The 19,528-nt window shown below is 39.6% G+C and carries 13 protein-coding genes; 5 read left to right on the top strand and 8 right to left on the bottom strand.

Annotated elements, in window-relative coordinates; all coding sequences use genetic code 11:
* Window positions 1-30: 30 nt before the first annotated feature.
* From ACLKML_RS02880 to ACLKML_RS02855, 6 genes are all read right to left on the bottom strand, one after another.
* The gene (locus tag ACLKML_RS02880) at window positions 31-1,101 is read right to left on the bottom strand and encodes an ABC transporter permease (RefSeq protein ID WP_413283573.1); all 1,071 of its coding nucleotides are present in this window, start codon (window positions 1,099-1,101) and stop codon (window positions 31-33) included.
* Entirely contained in the window at window positions 1,101-2,705 is a 1,605-nt protein-coding gene (locus tag ACLKML_RS02875; protein WP_413283572.1) for an ABC transporter substrate-binding protein, read from the bottom strand. Before ACLKML_RS02875 ends, ACLKML_RS02880 begins: the two co-directional genes overlap by 1 nt.
* A 208-nt stretch (window positions 2,706-2,913) precedes the next feature.
* Window positions 2,914-3,888 (bottom strand): dipeptidase, encoded by a 975-nt coding sequence (locus tag ACLKML_RS02870; RefSeq protein ID WP_413283571.1) that lies wholly within the window; start codon window positions 3,886-3,888, stop codon window positions 2,914-2,916.
* A 425-nt stretch (window positions 3,889-4,313) separates the two neighbouring features.
* Window positions 4,314-6,341 (bottom strand): heparinase II/III family protein, encoded by a 2,028-nt coding sequence (locus ACLKML_RS02865; protein WP_413283570.1) that lies wholly within the window; start codon window positions 6,339-6,341, stop codon window positions 4,314-4,316.
* 172 nt (window positions 6,342-6,513) lie between these two features.
* Window positions 6,514-7,917 (bottom strand): glucuronate isomerase, encoded by a 1,404-nt coding sequence (gene uxaC / locus ACLKML_RS02860; protein ID WP_413283569.1) that lies wholly within the window; start codon window positions 7,915-7,917, stop codon window positions 6,514-6,516.
* 346 nt (window positions 7,918-8,263) lie between these two features.
* Window positions 8,264-10,027: a sodium:solute symporter family protein gene (locus tag ACLKML_RS02855; RefSeq protein WP_413283568.1), complete on the bottom strand. Its 1,764-nt coding sequence runs from the start codon at window positions 10,025-10,027 to the stop codon at window positions 8,264-8,266.
* A gap of 626 nt (window positions 10,028-10,653) precedes the next feature.
* On the opposite strand from ACLKML_RS02855, the gene ACLKML_RS02850 reads away from it, so the two are divergent.
* The 4 genes from ACLKML_RS02850 to ACLKML_RS02835 are packed head-to-tail and all read left to right on the top strand — an operon-like array spanning window position 10,654 to window position 14,974.
* A complete protein-coding gene (locus tag ACLKML_RS02850; RefSeq protein WP_413283567.1) occupies window positions 10,654-11,763 on the top strand; it encodes an ABC transporter ATP-binding protein in 1,110 nt (369 codons plus the stop codon).
* Window positions 11,764-11,797: 34 nt separating this feature from the next.
* Window positions 11,798-12,850 carry an ABC transporter substrate-binding protein gene (locus tag ACLKML_RS02845; RefSeq protein ID WP_413283566.1) on the top strand — a complete coding sequence of 351 codons (1,053 nt, stop codon included), beginning with the start codon at window positions 11,798-11,800 and terminating at the stop codon, window positions 12,848-12,850.
* A 30-nt stretch (window positions 12,851-12,880) separates the two neighbouring features.
* Window positions 12,881-14,119, top strand: a complete 1,239-nt coding sequence (locus tag ACLKML_RS02840; RefSeq protein WP_413283565.1) for an ABC transporter permease — start codon at window positions 12,881-12,883, stop codon at window positions 14,117-14,119.
* A 3-nt stretch (window positions 14,120-14,122) separates the two neighbouring features.
* Window positions 14,123-14,974 carry an ABC transporter permease gene (locus tag ACLKML_RS02835; RefSeq protein WP_413283564.1) on the top strand — a complete coding sequence of 284 codons (852 nt, stop codon included), beginning with the start codon at window positions 14,123-14,125 and terminating at the stop codon, window positions 14,972-14,974.
* Between the two features lie 46 nt (window positions 14,975-15,020).
* Here ACLKML_RS02835 and rpiB read toward each other — a convergent pair whose 3' ends face one another.
* Both rpiB and ACLKML_RS02825 read right to left on the bottom strand, forming a co-directional pair.
* The gene (rpiB, locus tag ACLKML_RS02830; protein ID WP_413283563.1) at window positions 15,021-15,521 is read right to left on the bottom strand and encodes a ribose 5-phosphate isomerase B; all 501 of its coding nucleotides are present in this window, start codon (window positions 15,519-15,521) and stop codon (window positions 15,021-15,023) included.
* A 57-nt stretch (window positions 15,522-15,578) separates the two neighbouring features.
* The gene (locus ACLKML_RS02825; RefSeq protein WP_413283562.1) at window positions 15,579-17,144 is read right to left on the bottom strand and encodes a diguanylate cyclase; all 1,566 of its coding nucleotides are present in this window, start codon (window positions 17,142-17,144) and stop codon (window positions 15,579-15,581) included.
* Window positions 17,145-17,548: 404 nt separating this feature from the next.
* On the opposite strand from ACLKML_RS02825, the gene ACLKML_RS02820 reads away from it, so the two are divergent.
* On the top strand, window positions 17,549-19,429 hold the full coding sequence (locus ACLKML_RS02820) for a methyl-accepting chemotaxis protein (protein WP_413283561.1): 1,881 nt from the start codon (window positions 17,549-17,551) through the stop codon (window positions 19,427-19,429).
* The last annotated feature ends 99 nt before the right edge of the window (window positions 19,430-19,528 follow it).

Below are 19,528 nucleotides of genomic sequence, written 5' to 3'. Positions count from 1 at the left end.
CGCTTAAGAAATACTGAAAAATATATGTCGTTATCTGGCTCTTGGATCAAAGACTTTATAGAGCAGATCAGAGGTTAAATTTAAAAGTATAAAGACCAATCCGACCACAATTGTGCCACCTAAAACTGCGTTCATATCTGCAGCCAATAAGCCGTCAGTAATATAGCGACCTAGTCCCGGCCATGAAAATACAATTTCTGTTAGCACCGATCCTTCTAATAAGGTGGCGTAAGTCAATGCGATAACTGTTATTAACGGAACGAGTGCATTGCCTAATGCATGCCGCCAGATTATGGCTGTCTCAGATACGCCTTTTACTCGCGCAGTCGTAATATATTCTTGTTGGAGTTGGTCTAGCATAAAGGAGCGAGTCATTCTACTTAGATAAGCGACGCTGTAATAAGAAAGGAGCGAAGCGGGCAGTATAATGTGAGAAAATGCGTCTTTGAATGCATCCCAGTCGCCGGCAATCATGGTGTCAATTAACACCATATTGGTGACTTTAGGTAAGGTGTATTCATACATCACCCCAAGTCGTCCTTCTGGTGCTGCTACCCAATCTAAATGTTGATAAAACACGACAATACCCAACATCGCCAACCAAAATATTGGTGCACTATGACCAACCAAACCTAAAAATCGAACTAGGTTATCTGGCCATTTATTTTGTTTAACTGCGGCGATTACCCCCATGGGAATACCGAATAAAATACCAAAAAAAGTGGCCAGTGTTGCCAGTTCTAAGGTGGCAGGGAAGTAATTGAGTATATCATCTGTTACTAAGTTAGCGGTGCGTACCGATGTACCAAGATCGCCACTCACTACTCCCTTTAAATAGTAGATAAACTGCACCACTATTGGCTTGTCTAAGCCCATCTCGGTATACGTTTTTTGGTACAGTGCTTCTGGCGCTTTGTCTCCAATAACGGCAATAACCGGGTCGGTTGGCATTAACCGACCAATAACAAAGGTAAGTAACAGTAAGCCAAAAAAGGTCAGCGCCAGCATGCTAAAGAAATGCACAAAGGGTTTGGCTTTTTTGGCATAAAAAGAAGAAAAAAAGACGGCCGCCAAACCGTCTTTAGCTTTGGATGTCTTCATTATTTTTTCACAACATCTTTATATGAATTACTATCAAACGATGGCCCTAGAACATAACCATCAATATTGGCACGAACGCCAGCCACTTCTTGCTCTTGCATTATGAAAGCAAAAGGTGCGCTTTGTTGGTGCTCTTTTTGAATAGCTAGGTACATTTCAGCACGTTTGTCTGCATCGGATTCAACCAGAGCGGCTAAGGTATCTTTAGTCATCTGCTCTGGTGCATAAGCATTACGCCATGCCACCGGTTTTGACTTCGCGTCATCGCTATTATCTAGGTTTTTAGCAAAGGTATCGGCGTTAGTATGCGGGTCTTGATAATCTGGTCCCCATGCACCAAAGAACAACTGGTGTTTACGTGCACGATACACGGTTAATACTTGTTTTCCATCCATAGGAACTAAGCTGACTTTGATACCAGCTTTAGCAAACGTTGTTTGAATAGATTTAGCTGTATCAATACGAATGGTATTGTTTCGTACAATTAATTCTACTTCAAAACCGTCTGGATAACCTGCGTCTGCTAACAGTTGTTTGGCTTTGTCTATGTCAAGTGAGAATGGTTTATCTTCTAAAGCGCCAAGGAAGCCTTTTGGAAGGAAAGCTTGTTGAACTTGGCCACGACCCGCCCAAACAGTATCTTCTAATCCTTTGTAATCGATTAAATATTTAAGAGCCTGTTGAACTTGAGGTTTAGCTAAAATTGGATCTTTTAAGTTCATTGATAGGTAATAAAGCGTTCCTTTACCTTTCTTCAGTAACTTAACGTCTTCACTGTTGCTCACGCTTTTCAATTGCTCTGTCTCTAAGTTACGAGCAATATCAAGATCACCTTTTTCAAGCAGTAATTGCTGTACTGATGATTCTGCGATATGACGGATAAATACATTGTTGACTGCTGGTGCTCCGTCCCAGTAATCTTTGTTGGCACTTAGTACCACGATTTCTGATGGTTTCCACTGCTCTATTTTAAAAGGGCCAGAACCGGCATAGTTGGTGCGTAACCAAGCGAAGCCCATATCTCCATCAACTTCATGCTTCATTACTTCCGCTTTATCTACGATAGAAGCAATGGTGGCAGAAAGACAATATAAAACGAAGGTAGGTGCATACGCTTTATCCGTTTCTAAGGTTAATGTTTCGGCATCGACTACTTTAATTTTATCTTTGACGTTGGCTTCGGTTAAGCCAAATTGGCTTAGAATGAACGCGGGTGTTTTGTTTAAGATGATGGCACGTTGTAGTGAGAAGGCGGCATCTTCAGCTGTCATTTCATTGCCGGATGCAAATTTTATCCCTTTGCGCATTTTAAAGGTAAACAGTTTTCCATCTTCACTAACCGTCCAACTTTCGGCAGCAACACCGAATATTTTAGACACATCATCCGGATCATAGCCGATCAAACGGTCATAGCTATTACCGACAATTTCTGCACCGGAAAATTCGAATACTTCCGCGGTGTCTAGGGTGATAATGTCGTCAAATTGCCAACCAACCACCAATGAATCTTTAGGTGTCGCTGCGAATACGGTCGATGTTGCGAGTGCTAACATCAAGCTGGCAGTACCGGCCATGCGACGTGCTTTGTTTAAAAATAATTTCATACTATCTCCGAAAATATAAATTCCATGTAATTTTCTAGCGCTATTTACGCTGAAAGATCTGTATCTACTTATTTGCTTATCTATCTATTTATTTACTTATCATATAGTTATCTACTCAATATATTTCTACATCCTGATGAAATGTATTGAGTATTCAAGCAGTCACTCATGTTTAATCGAGTAGGCTTGATAAGTTATTTGAGTGTTATTACCTCCAAATTTGTTGTGCTAAATTACGCATATTGTTGCCATAAATCGCCTCTATATGCGCTTGTTTATAACCCATTGCTGTGAGTAATTGCGTCATTTCCAAAAATCGTTCAGGTGGCGCATATAATAAGTTTAAAAACCCGTCACTGGCGTTATCATAACCATATTCTGGTGGCCACCAATGACTAACATCTAGCCCCTCTGGGCCTTTATCTAAGTGGCTGTCATAGACAAAATCTAATCCTAATCCGACATGCTCATAGCCTAAAAGTTGTACTAGATAATCTATCGCTTCAACCATACTTTGTGCGCTGGCTTGCGGACAATTAAGGAACCGAGAGACACCGTTAATACATACTACACCACCTGTAGTGGCACAGGCTTTTAGTTGGTCGTCATAGTAGTTACGGTTGTGATCTTTCAGAGCCCTAGGGTTACCATGGCTAATGATTACTGGTTTAGATGAGTATTCAAAAATGTCCATACTCGTTCGATAACCAGTATGAGAGACATCCATAAACATTTTATTGGCGTTGATGGCATCGACAATGGCTCGGCCTTTTTGGGTTAAGCCTGTATCTGTATCGTGGCAGCCGCCAGCCAGAGAATTGCTACGGTTATAAGCAAGGTGTACTTGCTTTACGCCGAGGTCGGCAAATAGGGCGACCATTGCAGGACTCTCGCATAACGGAATCCCTCCTTCTAAATCAAAAGATACCGCTAGTTTTCCTTCTCGTTGTGCTCGTTCAACGTCTGAAAAATCATTGACTTGAACCAAAAAATCCAGTTCATCTATGCGTTTTCTAAAGCCTGCGATGATCTGGATAATCTCGGATAATGGATTAAAGTCCATGCCGACGTTAATAGAAATATAGTAGGCACCACAATCGATATGACGTTGCAGTGAAGCTAAATTGTATTCTGCAAAGAGAGGCACACATGTATGTGCATCCCAAACTGGCGTCCTTGTCAAAGCGTTCTCCTAGTACAAACTTAAGATGTTGTGAATAAAGACAATTCACTGTATTCATTTGAGGCAGCTTGTGTAGCTAGCTAAAACCGTGCCGCTATTAACCATAGATTAAAAAATGCTATAAAACAATGAGTTAATTTAAAGTTCTTATCATTTATAAAGAGTGGCGTATGGTTTACTGTGTGTTATAGATGTGCTCTGCACGAAAAAAGTGCTTTGAATACAATGATTTTGAATTCATGAGATAATTTTAATTTTGGCTAGTAATTGTACGATTTTGTGAAGTGTATCGATAAAAATGGGTTTTTATAGATTACCAGTTTTTTATAAATAACCAGTCTGTTAATAACGAGTCCGTTTACCTTTAAGAAGTGACCTGTTCAGGGTGACAGGCCACTTAATTTGGTCTTATCTTTGAGTTGTTATTAAAGCATTTTCATTCCATCCGGACTAAACTGCAAGGTCAACTGCAATGGTTGCTGGTGTGCTATATCGTCATGTGCGGTTTGGTTTTGGATAGATAACGTCACTATATCGCCATCCCACTGAACAGAAACATCACTGATTGTATTGCCGACCGTTAAATCGTGAACCACTACGGAACGCAATTGCAGAGCATTGCTGCGGCAGAGCATATAAGATAAATTTTTTGTGGCTGGGTTATCCGGACCTTGGGCGAATAACAATTCAGCATTGGCTGAAATAAAGCATTGATACGGTTCTTCTTCACCTTCTACCAAAAATTGTTCTTTGACTACTCCGCTAATCGGTTTTGTTGTGCAATCACTAAGATAATGCAATGGCCCTTGTGTGAACGGGTTATCGATTGCTTTATTTTGACTGGACGGTAAATAGTTAGCTCGATAATGCCAGATTAAATCTAGCTGTGCTTGATGAGGGTTTTCTACTTGATCTATTTGGATAGCGATGTCACCAAGCCAGACAATACTGCGACGAAATTGTATGTCGCGATAGGCATCTTCGTCCCACTGCACGATAGTGTGACTATCTAGTCCTGAATAGGTTTCACGCCAATCTACTAGAGTATCAAGTAATATTACCTGTTCATTCTGCTGGTAAGTCAGCACTTTGGGTTTAGCTGGCGGCTGATTCTTTTGTCCAACTGCTAATACATTATGAGTCGCGGTATTTTTATAATAGCTGTAGTGCAATTCGGCGCCATAACCGCAGGTGCCTAAGTCTGGCAACAATTGATGCCCATGTCTAAACAATAAAATACCGAGGCGATCATAATGATCATGTTCGCCACCGAAAGGTGTGTGTTTAACCAATAACATATTGTTGCGAACTTTATCCACCATGGTGGTAATACCAACACCTGGAGAATGCAGAGGTTGTGCATCTAGTGGTTCTAAATGTTCCGGTAGTTGTTCGACACCATACAACAGTGCATCAAGATTATCGCGACTGATATTTTGATAAATGTTTTTTAATGCTCGACCAAACAGTGGATCGTTAAACTCTGAATAAGCGTACTCAAATAAATAAGATTGATTAAGTACTTCTTGGCCGAATACATTGTCATTAATTAATGGAAAGTGGCCATCTAACATAATGAGTTGCAAAGGGTAAGAGAGTAACTTGTAAAAATTAGGATGTGATTTTAATGTATGGTTAGTGCGACGAGCCATAAGCTCGAAGCCCATGAGTGCTTGTAGTGCATAGTAGTGATAATGAACCGACCCTTCAAACCACATTCCTTCACCAATTAAGCCGTGCTCCATTTGGTATCGCAGCCCATATTCCGCGTTTAAGGCAAAATCGATTAGCCGTTCATCATTAAGCAATAAACCGATCACCCCAATGGTAGAGCCAATTTTCATTTCGTGATTATGCAGTTGTGGCGTTCGATACTGCATCATAAACTCAGCACCTTCACGCAGCAGGTCCTGCTCAATGTGAACCTGTTCATCTTCACTTAGCGCTTGTTTTACAAAATCATAACCTCGGGCAAAATCTATATGACAATTTGCTTCGCACAAGGTTTGAGAATTCGCTTTACCCGGATTGTTATAAGGAATACCACCATGTTCTTCATAGCTAGGATAAACATCGGCGTAACTTAATAATATCTCTTTCACTTTTTCAAGGTAGCGGTTATCGCCAGTTAGATGCCATAGCAGCCCCAAATCATTACATGCTTTAGAATTTAAGCCGTTTAACCAACGCCACCATGCGCCATCATAGGGCTCACCGGTGAAGATTTTACCATCGATTGGGCAACGGTGTTGTTTGTCGTTATTTCGGTCCCATTCAAGCCGAACGCCATGTTCGGGACAAAAATAGTAGTGGTTCCAAGTGGCACGAGCATCAGGTGGAACCAATGTTTCAGATTGAAGCACGACTTTGTTATTAGTTTTAAGTGCTTCAATTATTTCATGATTACTACGAGCGATGATTCGCTCCATCTCTTGTGGTGAAAATTGCAGCATGGGCTATCTCATTTTATTTATTTATGTAAAAACAGGTGACTAATTTATGTAAGACCAGATTACTAATTGACGTAAAACAGTTTGGTGCTGATGGACGAAGCGACCTGTTTTGTTTGTTCTATATATCGCCTCTCAAAGTGAGAGAGGCGAGTTGAGCAGGAGACGCGTGATATTAAATGCCAAAATAATTTTTTGCATTACGATAGCAAATAGCTTGCACGGTTTCTTTTAATAGCGTTTCGTCATTAGGTAATTCGCCTTGCTCCACCCATTCGCCAATGAGATTACATACGATTCGGCGGAAATATTCATGACGAGGAAAAGACAACAAGCTTCGAGAATCCGTTAGCATACCGACAAAACGCCCGAGCAAACCAACGTTTGCCAGTGTTTTCATCTGTTCGATCATGCCTTCTTTTTGATCGTTAAACCACCACGCTGCACCAAACTGAATTTTACCCGGTGAACAGTCGCTATCTTGGAATGCACCAATTAATGTTCCTATCACTGCGTTGTCGCGTGGATTTAGGCAGTAAATAATGGTTTGCGGTAAGCTTTTATCCTCATCTAGGCTACTGAGTAGATTGCCTAAGTTGCGAGCAAAACAGGTATCATTAATGGCACTAAAACCGGCAGCAGGGCCAATTTCATTGAAACGTCGTTTGTTTATATCTTGTAATACGCCAATATGCAGTTGGTATGTCCAACCTAATTCTTTATTTTTACGACCGATATACTGGAATAATTGGCTTTTAAACTGAGCGGCTTCTAATGGATTGATGGGGTGACCTGCTATTACCTTTTTGAAAGCCGTATCCGCTTCATCTAGAGTGCAATCAGCGAATTCAACTTCTGCTAACCCTAAATCAGAAAGACGACAACCTGCCTTATGAAAGTAATCAAAACGCGTGTCTAACGCTGTAAATAGATCCTGTAAATTACTGATAGGCATTTTTGTCACGTCGGTGAGTTTTTCTATCCAAGTGACAAAAGCTTGTTGGCGCGAAATGTTGTAAAGAGCATCAGCACGAAATGTCGGTAGCACTTTGACATCAAAGTCTTCGTTGGCTAAGGCAATGTGGTATTGCAAGTCATCTAGAGGGTCATCGGTGGTACATAATGATTCAACATTCATCATTTTAATTAAGTTACGAGCAGAATAAGCGTTAGTCGCGATTTTTTCATTGGCTTGCTGCCATATGCTGTGACTATTTTGTTTGTTGATTACTGTGTCTATCGCAAAATAACGACGCAGTTCTAAATGTGTCCATGGATACAAAGGGTTACCAATTAATTGTGGAACTGTTTCGCACCATTTAGTGAATTTGTCAAAGTCACTGGCATCACCAGTAATGAAAGACTCATCAACTCCGTTACTGCGCATGGCTTTCCATTTGTAGTGATCGTGACCGAGCCAGGCTTGAGCAATGTTATCGAAGGTAATATCTTCAAAGATTTCTTTGGCACTCAGATGATTATGGTAGTCAATAATCGGTAATTCTTTGGCGTAACTGTGGTACAAATTTTTAGCGGTTTCATTGTTTAATAAGAAATCATCACAGATAAAAGCTTTCATTTTTTTCTCCATATTTATCGATTCCACTGAATGTATTAATCAATGCTATCGATGGTTACTTTTTCAATGTTGAAAATGTCGATGTTGAAATTCAAGCAATAAACATGTTGTTTGAAATAAGGTGGTTTAGTTTGAGAGTAAGCGAGCTGACATTTAAATTATTTAACATCATCGCTATTTAAAACTAGGTTTCGTGGTGCCACGTTATTTAAGATCAAGTTATTTGCTATCAATTTATTTAACCGAAAATTAGTGAGGGCCATATTTTACAAGGCACCTCACTTTTTGATGATTGATAACCGCATACTTGACCAGTTTATCAATATGTCTTTGATTACAATCAGAGCTAAGCTAGTTCTTCAACACAGTCTTCGGATGGTGTATTGGCACTTTTCCTTAACAAATAGCCAATCAGCAAAATTGCTATTGCACATCCAGCGAACATTAATCGGCCCCACATTGGATTTGGAATAAGTATCATGAGGAATAACCCTAGTCCCATGTACGTGACAAGAGTTCCTAATCGAGACCGTTGAATACGGTCATATTCATCTTGTCCTTCTTCTGCCACAACAGGTGTTTCAAGTTGTTCGAAGAACTTCTCTTCACGCTCTAAATCGGCTGCACTAGGTTCTTTATAAAACAAGGTGCTGGCGATAAAGAAACCGGCAGTTAAGAATAAATGCGCCGCGATAGTAATAATATTTCTTAATTCTGATGTTTCACGCTTGGTTAATTCACCCATACCAGTAAGCTCGGCGAACCATTGTGGCGTAAGAACTGTTAAGCATAACCAAGATACGAGCATACCGAATACAACGGTTCCCCAAGCTGCCCATTTAGGGGTTTTTTTGATGACAATAGCCAGGAATAGCGGTACTAAAATTGGCGTAGAAACGAGCGTTGATACACTCATCATTAAGTCGAATAAGCTCATATGTTTCAGAGAATTGAAAAACTGAGCCATTAAAATAACTAAGCCACCATTAACTAAACAAGCTACTTGTCCTGCACGTAACAATTCGCGGTCAGAGGCTTTTCCTTTGCGAACAATATTTGAATAGAAGCTACGAACGAAAATACCTGAATTTCGGTTTAGAGCTGAATCCATCGATGACATGGTGGCAGAGAATAAACCAGCCATTAGCAGACCAACAGTACCTATCGGCATCCATTCTCTAGCGAAAACGAGGAAAACGGCATCACTAGATTTGGCTCCTAGGTTAGAATAAGCACTGGCGGCATCTGGATTTAGAATAGCCGTTGCCCAAGGAGGAATAAACCAAATGACTGACCCAGCAAGCATTAGGAAGAAACCCATTAATGCGGCTTTATCTGCATGTTTTGAATCTCTAGCACTTAAAAATCGATACGAGTCCTGCATGTTATTGAGGTTTTGTACTTGTTTTACAATAAAGAAAATAAAAGAACAAATCAGTAGTACTGGATAATTCATATCCGGACCAACGACAAAACCAGATGGGAATTCATTCACTATTACGCTTGGTCCACCAACCGCTACCAGAGCAACTATTGCACAAGAAATAGAAATGACGGCGACAACAAGTGTTTGTACAAAATCAGAAGCAACCACTCCCCATGCACCAGATAAGAGTGAAATCATTAATACAGCAGCACCAGTGATAAAAATGGTGGTATTGACATCAGCATCAAATACCGCTGAAGCAAATACGCCCAGACCATTCAACCATACTCCACCACTAAGAACACTGAGTGGAATTATTGCCCAAGTAAAGAATTGTTCGTTAATACCACCGAAACGTTGTTTGATTCCTTCAGTCGGAGTATCAACACGCATTTGGCGAAAGCGTCTTGCAAAAAAGAAGTGGGCACATAGATAGGCGACGCAGTTTGCAAGAAATACTGACATGATGGTCATACCGTCACTGTAGGCTTTACCTGCTGCTCCAGTAAACGTCCAAGCTGAGAATTGGCACATGAATGCGGTTGAACCCACCATCCACCAAATCATTTTACCGCCCCCACGGAAATAGTCACTGGTACTTTTACTTGCCATGTTTTTGAATAAAAAGCTAATTACTACCATTAATATAAAGTAACCAGCTATTACGATGTAATCATATGTCATTCTTTCACCACTGTTGGTTGTTAGTTTGTGAAAAGACTATATTAAAAATACGAAACAAATCAATTTTAAAAATAAAATGATGGTTTAAAAAATTAAGATGTGTGAGGTGATTCAAATATTGAGCAGATTGATGCCGATATTGTGTATTTAAAGTTGAAACGGTCAAATGTTAATCAGGTTAATGTAAGGTTATTTTTCTATAACATATTGTTTACAAAGTTATTTTATATTTTTCTATTTCACCTAATTAAACATCAATGGATTTAGCATTAATTATTCGAATGGATTATTCGAATAGGCTAAGTGAAATGTTATTTATCGAATATTACAAATTGCACACTATTTGTGCACCCGCACCGTGCTGAAGTTATTATTGGCGATTTTTAATTTTTAGCCCGCAATTTGTATAGTTAATTATACTGCTAACTATTGTTTATTTGGGTTATTAAACTACCTAATTGTAAGAATCAATTTGTTAATCAATCACGTGGTTAATTTTTAGTCACACAAGTCTACTTGGCATTGAACTTGCGGAGGCTTTACTTATAAACAGGATGTTATGTGTTGAATGTTGCCTGTGTTGTAAATAGAAACATCAATGCAAAAGGCACTTCAAAGAGGGATGCATGAACAAATTAGATGAAGAGAAGTACGTACAGTTTGTCAAAGTTAAAAAGAGTTACGATCTACATAATCTTGTGGTGAAAGAATTTAACTTGAATATACGTAAAGGGGAGTTCGTTACTCTTCTCGGTCCTTCAGGTTCAGGAAAAACCACTTGCTTAATGATGTTGGCAGGGTTTGAAGATGTCACTAGTGGCGAAATATTAGTTAATGGTGAGCCTATAACTAATGTTGCACCTTATGATAGAAACATTGGTATGGTGTTTCAGCACTACGCTCTTTTCCCGCATATGACTGTTGAAGAAAACCTTGCTTATCCTCTTAAAGTTAGAAAAATTGCTGCCGCTGAAATTGAATCTCGTGTTGCGGAATCACTGGCTCTAGTTGAACTCGAAATGTTTGGTAAACGTTATCCGGGGCAACTGTCCGGTGGACAACGTCAGCGTGTTGCTTTAGCTCGTTCGCTAATCTTCGAACCTTCAATTGTGTTAATGGATGAACCTTTAGGCGCGTTGGATAAAAATCTTCGTGAGCAAATGCAGTTCGAAATTAAACGTTTACATGAAAAAATCGGCTTTACAGCGATTTATGTCACGCATGACCAAACAGAAGCGCTGACCATGTCTGATCGTATTGCTGTATTTGATGATGGTGTTGTTCAACAATGCGCTAGTCCTGATGAACTTTATGAAAAACCTGCCAACGCCTTTGTGGCGGACTTTATTGGTGAAAACAATCATCTTCCTGCCGTCGTTACTAGCCTAGATGGCGAGTACGCTGAACTTCAACTCGGCGACGGAAAAGCGACCGGAAAAGGCAGAATAAAGGCGTTAGCTATAGATCCACCGGAAATAGGTGAAACGTGTATTCTCACGGTTCGTCCGGAAAACTTGTTTATTGGCGATCATGCTCAAGCCAATGCTAATAGCGTTGAGGCCAGTTTTATTACTCAACTCTATGTTGGCGATTTTATTCGCTATTTTTTCTTATTGAGTGACGAAACAGAAGTCATGTTAAAGGTACTCAATGACCATCAGGCTCCGCGCTTTAAACCTGGTGAAATTGCAAGGTTAACATGGGCAGTTGACGATGGATTAGCGCTCAAACCTTAACCAAACCAACTTAATGGACTAAGAAGGAATCTTTATGATTAGAACAACGACAATCGCGATGTTGCTCGCTGGCGTATTTAGTGCAAATGCTTCTGCTGAACAATTGACTGCGGTATCTTTTGGTGGCTCATATGGCGCAACACAACAAAAATATATGATTGATCCTTTTGTTGCAGAAACTGGCCATAAAATTTTATTTGAAGACTATTCTGGTGGTATTGCTGAACTTAAAGCTCAAGTTGAAAGTGGCAATGTACTTTGGGATGTGATCGATGTGGAAGTAATCGATTTGGAACGCGCTTGTTCTGAAGGACTATTAGAACCATTCCCGATGGATACATTACCAGATGGTGCTGATGGCACTCCTGCTATGGAAGACTTTAATAAAGAGGCCTTGGCTAATGAATGTGGTGTAGGGAACATTGTTTGGACAGTGTTATTTGCTTATAACAGCGATACCATTAAAGGCGGTGAGCCAACAAGCGTAATGGACTTGTTTGACACCAAAAAATTCCCTGGAAAACGAGCGCTTCGCAAGCGTCCACAAGTAAACATGGAATGGGCCTTGATTGCTGATGGAGTCGCAAAAGAAGATGTTTATGAGGTACTAGAAACTGATGAAGGTCAACAACGAGCGCTAGATAAATTAGCTTCGATAAAAGATGACATCGTTTGGTTTGATTCATGGTCACAGGCACCACAATTGTTAAATGATGGTGGGGCGGTGATGGTTCAATCTGCTAATGGTCGTATTTTTAATGCAATTCAAGCTGAAGAGAAACCATTTGAAATGGTATGGGATGCTCATTTATATGATTTAGATGTTTGGGCGGTTGTGAAAGGAACAAAACATAAAGCGTTAGCCGAAGAGTTTATCCGTTTTGCAACAGGTTCAAAACCGTTGTCAGGTATGCCGGATATTGCGTATGGTCCAACACGTCAATCGTCGTATGAATATGTGGACAAAGATCTAATTCCTAAATTACCGTCTTCACACTTGGATGAAGGATTGAAAGCGTCAGGTATTTTCTGGGCTGATTATGGTGAATCTCTAGGTGAGAAATTTAATGAATGGTTGCTGAAGTAAGCCAGTAGTTAATTGAAAAAGGAGTTATAAATGTCAGCACAACTTAATTCGCAAGAGAAAGCGCATTTTCAGAAACAACTGAAACGAAAGAAACTCAAGTTGTTAGCATTTACGTTACCACTTTTGTGTTTTGTCCTGTTGGCATTTATTGCTCCGATTGCCACTATGTTATATCGCAGTGTTTATCATCCTACGGTTGCACAGTTGATCCCAGAAACTTTAGCTGCAATGAAAAGTTGGGATTCACAGCAAGGTGATTTACCGCCAGGATCGACGATTGCGATTTTCAGTCAAGAACTACAAACGTTAGCCAATGAACGCCGTTCGGGTAAATTGGCTGAAGAGTTGAATCGAGCGGTACCCGGTTCTTCTAGTTTGATCAAATCGTCTTCACGTAAATTAAGAAGAATTCCGGTTGAAGAGTTAGCCAATGGTAACGGTGAGCAGTTGCTGGCCATGCATAAAAAATGGCATAACCCAGATTTATGGATTTCAATGGATCAGTTTGGTGGTGCTTGGACGGATCGATTTTATCTTACCGCACTGGATCTAGAGCGAGATATCGCGGGCAATATAGAAGCTAGAGATACGCAAATTTACCTAAAATTGTATTGGCGTAGTCTGCGTATTGCATTAACCATTACTTTATTTACCGCTATCCTTGCATTTCCACTTTCCTATTTCTTGGCTCAGGCCAGTTCAAAGAAAGCCAATACTTTAATTGTTTTTGTATTGTTGCCATTTTGGACCTCTTTACTGGTGCGAACCACATCTTGGATCGCGTTATTGCAGACCAACGGAGTGGTGAATTCTACCTTGCAGTTTTTCGGTATAATTAATGACCCGTTGGAACTGCTGTATACCGAATTTGCCACGGTCATCTCTATGACTCACATTCTTTTACCATTTATGATTTTGCCACTTTATAGTGTGATGAAAAATATTGATCCGAGTTACTTCAAAGCAGCATTATCTCTGGGAGCCAAACCGTTTCCCGCGTTTTATAAAATTTATTTCCCAATGACATTCCCCGGTTTAAGTGCTGGTGCACTTTTGGTGTTTATCATTTCTATTGGTTACTACATAACTCCAGCACTGGTTGGGGGAACCGACGGACAGATGATCAGTAATATTATTGCTTTCCATATGCAATCATCCAATAACTGGGAATTAGCCGCAGCGTTAGGCAGTTTATTATTAGTATTGATAGTGCTGCTTTATTGGATTTATGACCGCAGTGTCGGCGTTAAAAATATTAAATTGGGGTAAATTATGCTACGTTTTCCAAGCTATTATTCACCGATACAAAAGCTGGGTTCATTGAGCCTATCGTTTGGTGCCTATTTGGTATTGGCGTTCTTGATGTTGCCAATATTAGTGATTATTCCTCTGTCATTTAATGCTGAACCGTTTTTCTCTTTTACCGAAGGGATGCTTGCGTTTGAGCCTGATGCGTATTCTATTAAGTGGTATCAACAGATTTGGCAAGATGAGAAGTGGATGCTAGCCATCAAAAACAGTTTCCTTATTGGTATCGCCTCCACTATTGTTGCAACGGTATTAGGTACACTGGCAGCAATTGGGATGAGTAATTCTGATATGCCATTTCAACGTGCGATAATGGCACTACTTTTATCGCCAATGATCGTGCCTTTGATCATCACTGCAGCAGGCATGTTTTTTTTCTACACACAATTGAATCTAGCGGGTACTTATCTTGGTGTCATTATCGCCCACGCCGCCTTAGGTACACCGTTCGTTATTATTACTGTTAACGCAGCTTTAGCAGGCTTTGACCATTCTCTGGTGAATGCATCGTTAGGCATGGGAGCAAAACCCGGTTACACTTTTTTCAAAGTAATTATGCCGTTGATTCGTCCTGGGGTTATTTCTGGAGGATTATTCGCGTTTGTCACATCGTTTGATGAAGTTGTAGTTGTGCTATTCCTTGCCGGTCCTGAGCAACGTACTATTCCTCGGCAAATGTTTTCTGGCTTACGAGAACAAATTAACCCAACCATTTTAGCAGTAGCAACGCTATTAGTGGTGCTGTCTATGCTACTGTTACTCACTATTGAATACTTGCGAGCACGGTCTGAAAGTATTCGTTTGGGAGAAAAATAGCGTTCGTTCTTTTTGTCTACCGTTCAGGTTGGTCAGTCGGGGCGATTCAATTAGACTTAGCAGCAGGTTTAGTCTGGTTAGATTTAGCTTGTGCGGATTTAATTTGTTGAGCTTCTATCTCGTTGATAAGCTCTAATCGATAGTTGCGCACCTCGTTATCTTCAAATTGTGCATTAAGCCATACAGTGACGAGTTCTGTCGCTAGTGTTTCATTGGTAGTGAGTGCGCCAAGAGCAAGAACATTGGTGTTATTGTGTTGTTTTGCTTGTTTAACCGTATACGGGTCGGCTGCAATGACGGCGCGAATGCCATTTACTTTATTGGCGCATATCGACATGCCTACCCCAGTTCCACAGATCAAAATACCCAATTCCGCTTCATTATTATTGACCAGATTTGTCACTTTCGTCGCATACAAGGCGGAATGCGTTCTGGTTGGATCATTGGTACCAACATCAATAATATGATGATCAAGTGACTCTAAATGAGAAACAATATGAGTTTTTAACGCTAGCCCTGAATGGTCATTACCAATTGCGATTATCATATTGTTTCCTTGTTTTCTCATGTATTAGCGGTTTGTCACTTAACCAGATAACCGTCGTTATTTTGTTTGGACTTGGTTTCTACCATTTCTTTTGGCTTCATATAGTGCTTCATCAGCATGTTTAATCACATCTTCAATTTTCATTGGTTGTCCTGACCAGTGAGACAAGCCAGCTGAAACGGTGACATGACCAACGGTAGGGAATGAATATTGCTCGATTTTTTTTCTTAATCGTTCAGCAATATTATTAGCCACTTGAAGATTTGTTTTTGCCAAAAATATCAAAAATTCTTCACCACCATAACGGCATACCACATCTTCTTGCCTCGCTTCTTCTAGCATTGCATTTGAAATAGCGATAATCAAAGCATCTCCTTGGTCATGACCATAGGTATCATTCACTTTTTTGAAGAAATCAATATCGACTGCTAGTACTGAAAAGGGCACATTATATAAATTAAATGACTCGATAGCTTGCTCCAAGCCTCTTCGATTCAATAAGCCCGTCATTGCATCCGTATGACTGTCGCTATGTAATTGATTAATGGTGGTGGACATAATATTAAAAGCTTTAACCAAGGTAGTTTTAAGGTGAGATACCTCGTAATACCAGGGATTAATGTGATTTAAATCGTTTCTACTATTGCTTTGTTGTTCAAAGTTTTTAACCGCACTAGCGAGTTCCCAAAGTGGTCTAGAAATGAAAATAGACGATACCCAAATGAAAATGAAAGTGACAATTACCACCGGTATCAGCTCTTTAACCACGTTTAAAACTTGTTGGTTAAGCTCTGCAAGTGTGACTAATCTATCTCGTTGAACAATGACTCCCCAGCCGGATCTTGATATTGGTGAAAAGCCCGCAAGCATATGTACGCCAGAAGAGTTGACCAGTTCTAATGAGCCAGTCTCACCCTTATCAACTTTGTTTATGGCTATATTTTTTTCAACTATTTGGCCTATTTTATTGATATCTGGATGATAAATAATGGTTTTATTCCGGTCGACCACATACAGATAGGTACCATCTTCATAACTATGCTTGCCTAAAATACTGGATAAAATGTTCTTTTGTTCCAAATAAATGGTACCAGCAACATAGCCAAGATAATTCCCCTGCGGTGAAAAAATTGGGTGAGAAATACTGATTAGGTAATTACCTGCAACAGAGGTAAAGGGGTTAGTCACGAGTGGTCTTTTTTCGGTCAACGACTGTAACGCATTTTGCGATGAAACCTGTATACCTTTAATTTGAACGGTTTCTGGTGAAACAGAAATAATTTTACCGGATGCATTAACTACTACGACGGAATTAAATGTTTGTGTCTGATTGCGTAAACGATCCGTTTCTTGTTGCAGATAGAGCTCATCGTTCATTCTCAAACTGAGTGTGCTAGCACTGTATTTAAGTTGTGATTGAGCCGATGCGATAAAGGTATCGGTCACTTCAGCCATTTTTTCCGAATAGACTCGATTGGATTCAAGAGTGTTATCTACAATCAAATCGCCTTCGACTTTATAGATAGAATACAAAGCATTGAGTAGTGTAATTACAACACTAACGACAGCCAATAAAAGGATAAGCTTGCGTAGATTAAGTCTGATTTTAGGGCACTGGAGCATAAAAAGGAAAAACCTTGTAATTATTAACTTATTTGCAATTTGTATGTAAACAATGCATTTTATACTTAATTGTGATTAATGTATAACTGAATTAATCGATTAGTGAATGATTACACTTTGTTAATAAGATAATTTTTTATAAAGTTATCTTATTAACAACAATATCTATTTGCTATATATCGCTTATATCTATTTGCTATATATATCTAGTAAACTATTAATAAATAACAACCTAAATCACGCGCATTCTACTTGAAAAGTGATTCAGTAAGAAGCGTATTATTGAAGCAACGTTATAAATAAAGTGCCTCGAACGCCTGATAGACAATACCGAGTTGAAAGTTAACGCTAACGGATGAACTAAAATATGAGCTGCTTATAACATACTTGAGAAAATACCCATTATGAAAAAATTCAGGTTACAAGTCATTATCGCGATCAGTGCGATTGTTGTCGCAACGATCTTAACGATTGCGTCATTAGATTTCTTCGCGTTTAAATCTGAAAGTGTTCAATTGAACAAACAATTACTGCGAGAAAAAAATATTGCTTTAAAAGAGAGGCTTACTGAAAAATTTGACAACTATCAACTAATGTTGTCATCAGTGAATGCTCAGAACAACCAGCTAGAAGACGGCATGTTGCCGATGGATGTGCGCTTTCAGTTACAAGCATTAGACAACATTTTTCATGGTGGAAGTAATGGTGTCTACTTAGTTAAAAAAGATGGGTCTCTTTTTAGCAAAGATGGCGAAAAATTAAAGATCAATGTTAAAAAGCTTAAGCGTGATTATTACCAAGCAGTATTTGAAGATAACAAGCAATTTTATGTGTCAGCACCTTACGTTGCTGCAATCAATGGTAAAACCGTGATTGGGATTGTGTATAAGTTAAACCAGGATACCGCAGTGCTTGCCAGTATGCATTTGGATTCTGTGTTGGGTAATATTGCTAACAGAAATGATATGTTCTTATATTCTGACGATGGAACTATTATGCGTGCGCCTTATTCTGAGCTGTTAGGAAAAAATGTATATTCTGAACGGCCTTTTTTCAAACAATTCTCACCAGAAATGCCAGAATTATCTTACACCACTAATGTTGATGGACAAGAGGTCGATTTCACCGCATTCTGGGGTAATTTGGAGATAAATGGTTGGGGATATGTGTCTTATATTTCAGACGATATGATTGCCCAAGGAGCAAGTAAGCAAATCGTTTCTTCGTTGCTGGTGGGTATCATTTGTTTGGTCCTTGCTGTGGCCATTTTACTTACCATTCTGAATAGGTTAGTAATAAAACCTGTTGGTGGCGCTCCAAGTGAAATAGCTTCGCTTATGGAAAGCATGGCAAAAGGAGATTTGCAACAAAACTTACAACGTAGCAATCAAGATTCTGGTATTTATCTCTCTTTGGTTAATTTGTCTGACCAGTTATCTACTTTAATAAAAGACTCACATAATATTTCAACAAATGTATCTTCTGCTTCGCAGGAACTGAATGCTGTTATGACCGATACATTGAAAAATGTTGAACACGAACAGGCGCAAATTGAGCAAATTTCCACGGCGATTAGTGAACTGTCTACCACATCAATGGAAGTGTGTAATAAAGCGATGTTGGCTGAAGAACAAACCAAGAAAAGTCACAGTAATGTAGAAAGTGGTAAACAAACCTTAGAACAAAACATTGCGTTGACTCACAATATTAATGAGTCGGTGGCCAGTACAGCGCAAATTGTAGAAGAGTTAAAAGAGTTTGCTGAAGAGATTGGTACGGTAACCGAAGTGATTGATGGTATTTCAGAGCAGACTAACCTTCTTGCTTTGAATGCGGCGATTGAAGCGGCGCGAGCAGGTGAAGCCGGACGTGGTTTTGCGGTGGTAGCAGATGAAGTGCGAAACTTAGCGTCTAAAACACAACAATCGACAGTAAATATTCAAGAAATTATTAGTAAATTGCAAACCCAATCTGAGAAGGCCAACACTAATATGGTGCAGAATGTTGGGTTAATAGAACAATCGGTGATGTTAGCCGATCAGATAAAAGCGTCATTTGAAGATATCTCCATGGCGGTAGAATCTATTTCTGAGATCAATGAATTGGTGGCGACGGCATCGACTCAGCAACATAGTGTGACTGAAGATGTATCGAAAAACACTACTCAAGCATTCGATTTAGTGCAGCAAAATGTTTCAGCGGTTAATCAGACCTTGCAAGCGTCGGTAGAGCTAGCCAAACTTGCTCAGACTCAAGAAGAACAGTTGACCTATTTCAAGGTGTAAGGTTTAACACTAATGGTAAAAAGCTATAGTTTATAAAAGCTCTAATCTATAAAAGCTACAGTCTATAAAAGCTACAGTCGGTCAAAGCATAACCTGTAA

The sequence above is a fragment of the Vibrio sp. MA40-2 genome (assembly GCF_047302445.1).
Taxonomy (GTDB): domain Bacteria; phylum Pseudomonadota; class Gammaproteobacteria; order Enterobacterales; family Vibrionaceae; genus Vibrio.
Note: the sequence above shows the minus strand (reverse complement) of the source record. Positions and strands in the feature narration are given on the sequence as shown.